The 9,679-nt window shown below is 69.3% G+C and carries 8 protein-coding genes and 3 pseudogenes; 4 read left to right on the top strand and 7 right to left on the bottom strand.

The features are described 5' to 3' along the window. The 5 genes and pseudogenes from ACWDEN_RS47275 to ACWDEN_RS47255 all read right to left on the bottom strand — a co-directional run. Positions 1-177 (bottom strand): helix-turn-helix domain-containing protein (locus ACWDEN_RS47275; RefSeq protein ID WP_450864264.1); only part of this gene is annotated, 177 nt, incomplete at its 3' end. Between the two features lie 61 nt (positions 178-238). Then, the gene (locus ACWDEN_RS47270) at positions 239-616 is read right to left on the bottom strand and encodes a zinc ribbon domain-containing protein (protein WP_450864262.1); all 378 of its coding nucleotides are present in this window, start codon (positions 614-616) and stop codon (positions 239-241) included. Further along, positions 609-761 (bottom strand): annotated as a pseudogene (locus ACWDEN_RS47265) (RNA-guided endonuclease InsQ/TnpB family protein); the annotation flags it as partial. The gene ACWDEN_RS47270 and the pseudogene ACWDEN_RS47265, both read right to left, overlap by 8 nt. A gap of 203 nt (positions 762-964) precedes the next feature. Beyond that, positions 965-2,065: a M20 family metallopeptidase gene (locus ACWDEN_RS47260; RefSeq protein WP_450864260.1), complete on the bottom strand. Its 1,101-nt coding sequence runs from the start codon at positions 2,063-2,065 to the stop codon at positions 965-967. Between the two features lie 182 nt (positions 2,066-2,247). Then, a complete protein-coding gene (locus ACWDEN_RS47255) occupies positions 2,248-3,156 on the bottom strand; it encodes a polysaccharide deacetylase family protein (RefSeq protein ID WP_450864258.1) in 909 nt (302 codons plus the stop codon). A 405-nt stretch (positions 3,157-3,561) separates the two neighbouring features. Between ACWDEN_RS47255 and ACWDEN_RS47250 the strand changes: the two genes are divergently transcribed. The 3 genes and pseudogenes from ACWDEN_RS47250 (at position 3,562) to ACWDEN_RS47240 (ending at position 4,792) form a co-directional block, all read left to right on the top strand. Further along, a complete protein-coding gene (locus tag ACWDEN_RS47250; RefSeq protein WP_450864256.1) occupies positions 3,562-4,011 on the top strand; it encodes a helix-turn-helix domain-containing protein in 450 nt (149 codons plus the stop codon). Beyond that, positions 4,002-4,133: pseudogene (locus tag ACWDEN_RS47245) on the top strand (hypothetical protein); the annotation flags it as partial. The gene ACWDEN_RS47250 and the pseudogene ACWDEN_RS47245, both read left to right, overlap by 10 nt. 173 nt (positions 4,134-4,306) lie before the next feature. Beyond that, the gene (locus ACWDEN_RS47240) at positions 4,307-4,792 is read left to right on the top strand and encodes a helicase associated domain-containing protein (RefSeq protein ID WP_450864254.1); all 486 of its coding nucleotides are present in this window, start codon (positions 4,307-4,309) and stop codon (positions 4,790-4,792) included. A gap of 148 nt (positions 4,793-4,940) precedes the next feature. On the opposite strand, the gene ACWDEN_RS47235 is transcribed toward ACWDEN_RS47240, so the two are convergent. Then, the gene (locus ACWDEN_RS47235; RefSeq protein ID WP_450864252.1) at positions 4,941-7,796 is read right to left on the bottom strand and encodes a BTAD domain-containing putative transcriptional regulator; all 2,856 of its coding nucleotides are present in this window, start codon (positions 7,794-7,796) and stop codon (positions 4,941-4,943) included. Between the two features lie 561 nt (positions 7,797-8,357). Here ACWDEN_RS47235 and ACWDEN_RS47230 point away from each other — a divergent pair. Next, entirely contained in the window at positions 8,358-8,873 is a 516-nt protein-coding gene (locus ACWDEN_RS47230; RefSeq protein WP_351619276.1) for a hypothetical protein, read from the top strand. A 442-nt stretch (positions 8,874-9,315) separates the two neighbouring features. Here ACWDEN_RS47230 and ACWDEN_RS47225 read toward each other — a convergent pair. Continuing rightward, positions 9,316-9,679: pseudogene (locus ACWDEN_RS47225) on the bottom strand (hypothetical protein); the annotation flags it as partial.

Here is a 9,679-nt window from a genome sequence, read left to right as displayed (position 1 = left end):
GCCGGCGTCGTGCCAGGCTTGGCGCCAGCGCTGCACCGAGCGCACACTCACCCGTAAGTCCTTGGCGACCTCGGCGTTGGAGGCACCTGTAGCGAGTCGCTCCGCGGCCTCCAGCCGGATCCGCTCGCGAAACGCCTGCCGTTCAGGCGTCAGCCCACCACCCTGCGGATATCTCACACAACCGGCATACCGCGACGATCACACATCGTCAGCCCTCGACGACATCACGCCGCAAAGGTCAGTAGAACTGCTTTGCCGTCTCGTGTCCGATGTCGTTGAGGGTGGAGAGCGTCAGCGGATCGCTCCGCTGAGGTGGCGCCGGCCTGGGTGGGCTGGTGTCTTCCCGTTTCATCGCCGCCTGCCGTCCGGCCCGAGGGCCGGGTGGTCTTACGGGGGCTCCGCGGGCGTTTTGTGTCTCCCCTCTACCAGGGGCGACAGGCCGGTCGGCGGGGATGGCGTGGGCCGCGATGTTGCGTGCGGCGTTGAGGTCCCGGTCGATCGTGAGGGTGCAGTTGGTGCAGTGGAACGTCCTGTCCGTTGAGCGTGAGGCGTGTGTTTTGCCACCCGCAGGCGGAGCAGGTCTTGCTGGATGGGAACCAGCGGTCCAGGACCGCAAGGGTGGAGCCGTACCAGCAGGTCTTGTAGGTGAGCTGGCGGCGCAGCTCGCCGGGCGCGGTATCGAGGATGGCCCGGTTCAGGCCGGCTTTCTGACGGACGCGTTGGCCGGGCTTGTGGAGGGTGCCGCGGGCGGTGCGGGTCATCCCGGCGACGTTGAGGTCCTCGATGGCGACTTCGGCGAAGCGGGTGGCGAGCTGCTTGCTCAGCGCGTGCAGGACGGTGCTGCGCCGCACGGCGACCTCGTGGTGCAGTAAGAAGATCGTGCTCACCCTGCCATGACCCGACCGGGCACCACCCGATCGTGGTCGGCGGAGGTGAACGACCAGGACCTCGCGTCAACCTTTCTCTACTGCGTCCGGATCGCACTCACCAAGCCCGCGACTAGCCTCGCTCGCTCGGCCATGGTGTCGACCAGAAGGTATTCGTGGTCCGCGTGGGCACCGCCTCCGACAGCCCCGAGGCCGTCGAGCGTCGGCACGCCCAGGGCAGCCGTGAGGTTGCCATCACTTCCACCACCGACTGCCCTGCCCTCGATGCCGGGCTGCAGGCTCCGCGCAAGGGCCATGAGCTGCATCGACGCCGACTCGGGCATGGGCGGTCGACCGACACCTCCCTGTACGGAGACGACGGCTCCGTCGACATGGGGGGCCAGGGCGGCGAACGCCGACTCGACACGCTCCTTCTCCTCGGGCGACTCAACGCGGACGTCCACGAACACGGTCGCCCCAGCGGGAACGACGTTGTCCTGGGTGCCGGCGGAAGCTACGGTCGGCGTGACGGTTGTACCGATCTCGGGCCGCGAGAGTGCCGCGATGTCCAGTACCTGATGTGCCAGTTCGACCAGGGCGTTCACACCAGCGGCGGGTTCCAGGCCCGCGTGCGAGGCCCGCCCGGTGATGGAGACCTCGAAGGTGCCGCAGCCCTTTCGGCCCGTCTTCAGGGCCCCTCCGTCGGCCGCTCCCTCGAACACCAGCACGGCACCGCAGGCGAGAGCACGCTCCTCGATCAGGGCCCGCGAGGCCCGGGAGCCGACCTCCTCGTCGGCGGTCACCAGGATCTCCACGCCCGACAGATCGTCGAGCAGCGCCAGTCCGTGGATGGCCTGCACCAGACCACCCAGCATGTCGAACACACCCGGGCCGGTCACCCGGCCCTCCTCGACCTTGAAGGGGCGGCGCTCCAGGGTGCCGAGCGGGAACACGGTGTCGTGGTGGCCGAGGATCAGCACCTTCGGTTCCCCGCCGCCCGACCAGTGCACATGAGGCCCGGCCTCGCTCGGGACGAGCACGGCCCTGCCCCCCAAGCGGTTCTCGATGACACCGGCGACCGCTCGGGCCGACGCGTCCAGCGCATCGAGGTGGCGGGAGGGGGACTCTGTCTCGACGAGTGTCCTGAGGTCGTCGAGCATCGCATCGACACTGGTGGCGACGGTCGCGTGCGTGATCATGGAAGAAGCCTAGTTGCCTCTCTCGGGCACCAGTGCTCGATGCCGGACAGATGGCGGCTGCGGTAGGGGGCGAGGTCCATGTCCTTGGCCCGGGGCAGAACGGTCAGCCGGAGGCGTCCAAGTCCTTCCTGTGCGGCGCTCACCCTCAGGCGCACGGGTGCGCGAGGCCCGGCGCACCACGGCTACCGCAGCCGCGCCGCCGACAGGAAGCGGTCTGCTTCCGCGGAGGCGGTGCCGCCGACACGGGTCCGTGCGCCGCATTTCGAAGACACCGGTTGCGACTTCATGAGGTGGAGGAGGGTGCGGAGGTCGATGACCCGGTAGCCGCGGGCGGTGATCGCGTCGAGGATCCGCGGGAGGGCCTGGGCGTCGATCACCTCGGTGTGGCCCTCAAATGCCCCGACGTGCATTTGCAGGATCGCCCCTGGGCGAAGGGCCTCCAGCGCCCTGCGCACGGCGCGGTCCACGGTCATGCCGCCCTCGGTGCCCTTCCACCCGTTGGTGTCGGTGGTGAATTCGATGTCCGCGAATCCCAGCCCGTTGACCTCCCTGATCTGTGCGGGGCTGGTCTCGCTGTAGGGGAACCGGAAGAACGGGGTCAGAGCCCTTGCTGCCCCGGCCGCGCGCAGGGCCCGGTCCGCTGCCCGGATTTCGCGGCGTCTTCCGGCCTTGGTCAGGTCCTTGAAGTAGGGGTGGCTGTAGGAATGGTTGCCCAGGCCATGTCCCGCAGCCGCGATCCTCCTCACCGCCTCGGGATATCGGTGGGCGAAGTCGCCGGTCAGGAAGAACGTGGCAGGCACGTGCCGGCGGGCGAGCTCACCGAGGACGCGGTTCAGGCCGGCGTCGTTCCAGGCCGCGTTGAACGTCACCGCGACCACGCGCTCGCGCGTGCGGATCAAACGGTTCTCCGATCCGAACAGCGCTCGCAGGCTCTCCTCGTCCGCAGCAACTGCGGGGCGCGGTGCGGCAGCCCCGGCGATCGCGGCCGGGGGCCTGGGTGCCACCACCCACAGGGCGGCGAACAGCCCGATGGCCACCCGGAGCAGGCGGCGAGCCAGAGGGTGTGCGGCGAAGACAGAACGCGTGTCCATGCCACCGCCATCGGCCGACGGAAGCCTGCCCTTGAGGGGGTGGCCGGCAGCGGTGCCGGGAGGACAGGGGTGGTGCGGGGGCCTTCAGCCAGGGAGGGGCGCGTCGGGCGGGAGCGCTGCCAGCATGCACTCCCACGACACCCCAGCGGTTACAGGCCCGCCACTTCACCGCCGAACTCGGAGCCCGCGTCCCCCACGCGAAGCCGAGCAACCGGCACGGCCTGCCCGAACGAGTCTCGTACGGCTCGGCTGCTTTCACTGTGGTTCCCCGCTGTTCCCAGCTCGATCTGGTGCGGTGGTGGTGCAGAGCGGTGGCGCCCGGGAGGCGATCAGCCGGGCACGTTCCATTCACCGAGGCGGATCTTCACGGGGTACCGCCGAGGTGAGCCCAAAAGGGGCCACGGGATGATCTTGCCGCGGGTGACCTGCCGGGAGCACGGGACGACCGTCGCCGCGGTGCCCTGGGCCCGTCTCGGCGCCGGGCATACCCACGCCTTCGACCAGCAGGCGGCTTGGATGGCTGCCGAGTGCTCCAAAAGCGCGGCCGCGCAGTTGATGCGCACGTCCTGGCGGACCATCGGCGCGATCGTCGAGCGGTACGTCGCCGACCGCGACCGGTTGGTCGACCGCCTGTCGGGGCTGCGGCGGATCGGCATCGACGAGATCAGCCACCGCCGCGGGCAGAGGTACATGACGATCGTCGTGGACCACGACACCGCGAGGGTGGTGTGGATGGCCGACGGGCACGGCAAGGAGCGCCGACCGCACCGCCCGCTTGACGCACATCAGCTGCCGACGGCGCCGCCTGGATCGCCCAGGTCCTGGCCGACCAGGCCGCCTCGGCGGTGCGCGTGATGGACCCGTTCCACGTGGTCGCGTGGGCCACCGACGCCCTGGATGTCGAACGCCGTGCCTCGTGGAACCGCGCCCGCCACCAGGCCACCGATCCCGACACCGCCCGGGCGCTGAAAGACTCCCGCTTCGCGCTGTGGAAGAACGAGGCAGACCTCACCGATCGGCAGGCCGCGAAACTCACCTACCGCGGGCCCGGCCACGACGACCAGGACGCGGAGACCGAGGGGTGGCCGACCTCGCTCGCAGCCTTCCCCCTCGGGCAGTGGAGCGCCGACGCACGCCGCTTCTACGCCGCATGGACGAGGACCGCATCGCGCAGCTGGAGAAGCTGGGCATGGTGTGGTCGCACTTCGACGTCGCCTGGGAAGAGGGCCTGGCCGCCGCACGTGGGTGGGCCGAGGCGAACGGGCACCTGCTCGCGCCGCTGGACGCCACCCACCGGGGCTACGCGGTGGGCATCTGGCTGAAGAACCAGCGGGCCGCCGCCCGCAAGGCTGCCGAGATCGAGCAGCGGCACGCCGAGGGCCTGCCGGTTCAGTCGGCGGCCGGAGCGCTGTCGGACGAGCGGCGCGATCAGCTCGAGGACATCGACCCCTCGTGGTGCCCGGCCTGGCCAGTGGAATGGCAACGCGCCTTCCACCTCGTCCGGCTCCACCTGGAGACCGGCGGCGCACTGCCGACCGAGCCCAGCGACGTCGTGCACCAAGGCGAGGACCTAGCCTCGCGCTTTCACGAGGTGGCCTGTCCGAGAGTTGATCAAAAACGCGGAAGGTGCCTCTGACCTGCAACGATAGGACTTGCTGGGGCCCTGTTGACTCCGAGGAAAGAAGCACTTCCCAGGTGAAGAAGCGTATCGGGTCCTATCCCCGTATCCGTGTCGAGGGCGGCTCACTTCTCGCACTGCTTGCGCATACGCAGCGTCAGGCAGGTCACGGCGACGATGGTCGCGCCGGAAATTTCGTCTGGTTCATGTCGCCGATCGTCCGCCATAACCGCTGCGCCCGCCCGCGGTGTTGGTGCGCCAGGTGGTGGACGCCGGCGGCTGCATCCAGGTCACCGATCAGTTGCCAGCACGTGGCCTCGTCCTGACGGTCGCCGTGCCGGTGGAACAGGCCCGCCGCACGCTCCAACGCCGGGCTCGCCCGGTCCCGGTCGTGCTGACCGGCGTACACGCGGCCGACTTCCAGCAGCGTGTACGCGGCGCACCGCTCGTCGGCCAGTTCCTCGAAGGTGGCCAGCGCCTGCCACAGGCAGCGCAGCGCCTCGTCCGGATCACCGCGCCGATCGTGCAGCCGGCTGAACCGTCGCAGCACCACGGCCACGCGATGCCCGTCGCCCACCGCCCTGGCGTGACTCAAGGCCCCGTCGAACCAGAACTCCGCCTCGTCGAGCTTGCCCTGCATGAGCTTCATCACCGCCATGGAGCAGGACAGCTGCGCTTCGATGTGCCGGTCGCCCTCACCGACCGCGATGGTCAGCGCCTGCTCGACACGTTCGAGGGCTTCGTCGTCACGGTCCTGCACCCGGCTGACCGTACCCAGCATCGCCAGCGACAACGCCTCGCCGCGCTTGTCCCCACCGTCCCGGCACAGCCCGAGGGAGGACTCCAGGGCCCGGGTGGCCCGATCGAACTCGTCTTGGTAGATGTGCAGCTGGCCAAGACCGCGTAGCAGCACCGATGCGCCGCGCACGTTGCCGGCAGCCTCGGCCGCGTCCAGCGCGAGCCGGTGCCCGTGCTGCCAGTCCTGATAGAGACACCGGTGGTCGTAGTAGGTCGCTGCGCCGGCCGCCAGCTCCCAGGCCAATTCGTCCAGGCCCCAGTCCACGGCCAGTTTCACCGCGCCGAGCAGGTTGTCGCGCTCCGCGTCGAACCAGCCAACCGGGTCGGCCATCAGCCGGTCCACGACCGCATCAGGCAGCGATCGGCGCGGTGCCGCACCGGGCGGGGCTGCCAGCAGCCCCGCCGCCGGCAGCCGATCGGTGCCGCGACCGATCAGGTCGAGCCAAACGGACAGCACTCGGATGATCGCGTCCCTCTTGTCCGCCGTGGGCAGCGGGGCGGCGATCTCCACGGCACAGGTCCTGATCAGGTCGTGCAGCCGGTAGCGCGGCTGGCCGATGGCGTCGGTGGCGGTCAGCCGCACCAGGCTGGCGTCGACGAGGGTGTCCAGCACCTCCTCGGCGTCCGAGCGGTCCAGCAGCGGGCCGACCACCCAGCCGGGCAGGGTGTAGGCGCCGAGCAGACCCAGCAGGCTCAGCGCGCGCACCGCGTCGGCGGGCAGCAGCCGTAAGCTCAGTTCGACGCTGGCTCGCACGCTGAGGTCCCCGATCCTCAGCTCGGCCAGCCTCCGGGACTCATCCTCGATCCGTTCCCGCAGCACCCGCAGCGACCAAGCCGGACGGCCCGTGAGCTTGCCGCTGGCGATCCGGATCGCCAGCGGCAGATTGCCACAGCAGTCGAGGATTGCGTCGGCCTCCTCCGGTTCCCGCTCGACCCGCCACCGCCCGACGATTCCCGTGAACAACTCCCGCGCCTCTGCCGGGCTCAGCACGTCCAGGTCGATGTGCAGAGCGCCGGGAAGCTGCGTCAACAGAGTGCGGCTGGTGATCAACACGGCACAGCCGTTGGCGGCCGGCAGCAAGGGCAGCGCCTGATCGGCGTGACCGGCATCGTCCAGCACCACCAGCATGCGACGGTCCGCCAGCAACGACCGGTAGAGCGCAGCCCGCTCGGCCAGGCCCTTCGGGATCGCACTGCCGGCGATCGAGAGCGCGCGCAGTGCCTCGGCCAGCATCAGCCCCGGGTCCCGCGGCTGATCGGACGTCGCCGCGAGGTTGAGGTAGAGCTGGCCGTCGGGGAAGGCGCCGCTCGCCAGCCGCGCAGCGTGCGTCACCAGGCAGGACTTGCCGACACCGGGACCGCCCACGATGATGGCCACCCGGGCCCGGTTCGGCGCCGGCCCGTCGAGCAGACCGGCGATCTCGGCCAGTGCCTCGGCCCGGCCCACGAAGTCCGGCACGTCAAGGGGTAGTTGACGCACCGGCATCGCCATGGCCGGCCCGGCGGCCGCCGCGTCAGGGCCCTGCGGTGGTATGTCCAAGGGCCTGCTGGCTGGGACCGGGGCCGTCAAGGTGGGATCCGCGGTCAGTATGCGTTGGTGCAGCGCCTGGAGCGGCGGGGTGGGGTCGACGCCCAGTTCGTCGGCCAGTGTCCGGCGCAGCCGCTCGTACACTTGCAGCGCCTCGCCTTGTCGCCGACACCGATAGAGAGCGACTATCAGGTGTTCGGCGACATGCTCGTCGTAGGGGCGCTCTCGGAGCAGAGCGGTAAGCTCGTCAATGACCTCTCGATGACGCCCCAGACCGAGTTCGATGGCCAGGCACTGTTTGAGTGTGTCCGCGCGTTTCTCGTTCAGCCGTGCCGCATCGATCTCCAGGGCCCGGCTGGAGATGTCGCTCAGGGCATGCCCGCGCCAGCAGGCCAGCGCCCGCCGAAGTGCTACAGCCGTCTCGGACGGGTCCGTGTGCCGTTCGGCGAGGCGCCGCTCGTGGTCGAACTCCAGCAGGTCGAGCTGATTCGGGGACAGGTGGATCTCGTAGCCGCCGCGCCGCGTACTGATCAAGGGGCCTGGTGCTCCGCACGCGGCGAGGTTGCGGCGCAGCCCGGAGACAGCGTCCTGGACCTGACGGACCGCAGTGGCTGGCGCCTTCCCGTCCCACATCACGGCCAAGAGCCGTTCCATGGCGACGATGTTGTTGGCGTCGATCAGAAGCGCGGCCAGCATCTTGGCCTGCCGCGGTCCGTCTAATCGGACCTCTCGTCCGGTGATCTGGGCATGTAACGGCCCCAGTACGCCGAATCTCATCTTCCCCCCAGGTACTTCGTGATCAGCGTTGGTCCCCTCGCTGACCTGGCACTAGGACGAATCTAGGACGGCCGACGGACGCGTGTCCATATCGTCGCCGTAGCGGGGCTCGCCGAAGACCAGTAGGCGGGCAATGCGTGCGGAGCGTGCCTTCGGAGTCCGCGCTTGAGGCGACCAGGGGAGGTAGCCAGTCCCAAGTGATGAGCAGATCAAGCGAACGGGAGTGATCGCTGCGTATCTGCGTGGATCCAGGTGTCTCGATACCGCCTGCCTCAAGCCGAGCCCGCGTACGCACGGTTACCGGTCACTACGGCGCGGTCTACAAAACAGACACCAGATTCGCGTCGGCCTCTATTCCTCTCCAACCCTTTACTGAAAGGATTTCAGATGAAACCCGTCACAGCTCCCAACGTAAGTTCGACCCCCGCCAGCTCGTTCGCAAGCCCGCCTGGATGGCGAAGGTTCAAGAAGAAGCTCTCCATGGCGCTTGCGGCCGCGGCTCTGGTCACCGGAGCAGGGCTGCTGGGCGCGGCGCCGGCGCAGGCTGCGTCTTGCGGCTCCGACCGGGTAATGGCCAGCATCCCGACGACCCTGAAGACCACCACGGGCGGCACGCTTGGCGTGCTGTACCTCGGTTACATCCCCAGCTGTCGCATGATGTACGCCGAAGTGCACTGGAGTGATGATTCCATCACCAACTCCGGCCCCGGCTCCATCTGGATCGAGGACGCCAATCACAAGCAGCCTGGCAAGAAGTATTACAGCAGCCCCTACCAGCAAATCAGCGGAGACTTCTGGACCTCCGACTTGGTTCCGATCGACGGCCCCGGCTACAGCTACTCGATGCCACACGTGTATCTGTCCTGGGCACATGGCGTGTTGCATTTTCCGCCATTCGTGTACCCCAAGTGCCTGACCAACCACGATTTCCACGGCAACTATCACAACTTCGGCAGTGGGTACAGCGACAGCAGTCACCCGTCTGAGCGCTGCTGAGCTGGTCGGCCAGCACCTCGGCCGGGTTGGTTCGCACCCGGGCAGTCCCAGAGCCTCTCCGACGTAGCCACGCCCGCAGGTGCCGGGGATGGCGGCCCCTGGTCCAGGGCGCGGTGTGCGGGGCCGCCGGGGCCTGCCGTCCTGTCAACGCAAGGCACTACGACGGTAGAGCCGATTGCCTGCCTGCGTCCGCTCGACGTGTCGTCTGGCTGAACGAGGCACTGTCTACCTCGCTCCAAACGGCCGACGAAGGGTTGTCTCTATTACCCGTCGTCGACCACCGGCATCCGCCGTCCGGTCGTGGGACATCGCCGGCGGTACGAGTCGGCCCCGCCTGCCGTCCTACGGGGAAAGGGCGGCAGCCGGGGCCGACGGTGTGCACCCTAGCGGCTGACCATCCCACGGCACGCAGGCCCGGCCGCTCAGTCTCGCGCCACTGTCATCACAGGATCCGCAGCAGCCGGTCGCGCTCGCATGCTGCCTGCTCCGCCTCGCGCCTGCGCGCATACTCCGCCGACAACTCCTCATCCGCCGCATCGAGGCGGAAGAGGCAGGACCAGCGGTCACGGTCGTAACCGTCCGCGTCCCCCCACCGGTCGGCAATGCTCTGGAGCCGGTTCCAATGCCGCATCCGGGCCAGGAGAAGCTCGGGTGTGCCATCGTCGTACCGGAAGGACGCGCGCACCGGTTCGACCAGCCTCCGCAGGGCGGTCGTGGGCCCGCGCGGGCCCGCCGCGGCCCGGCGCGCCCGGGCGCGGGGCGGCGGGGGGGGGCGGGCGGCGGGGTGGGGGGGTGGGGGTTGTGGG

The organism is Streptomyces sp. NPDC001153 (genome assembly GCF_053598315.1).
The sequence above is the reverse complement of the archived record's forward strand: the minus strand, read 5'-3'. Positions and strand labels throughout refer to the sequence as shown.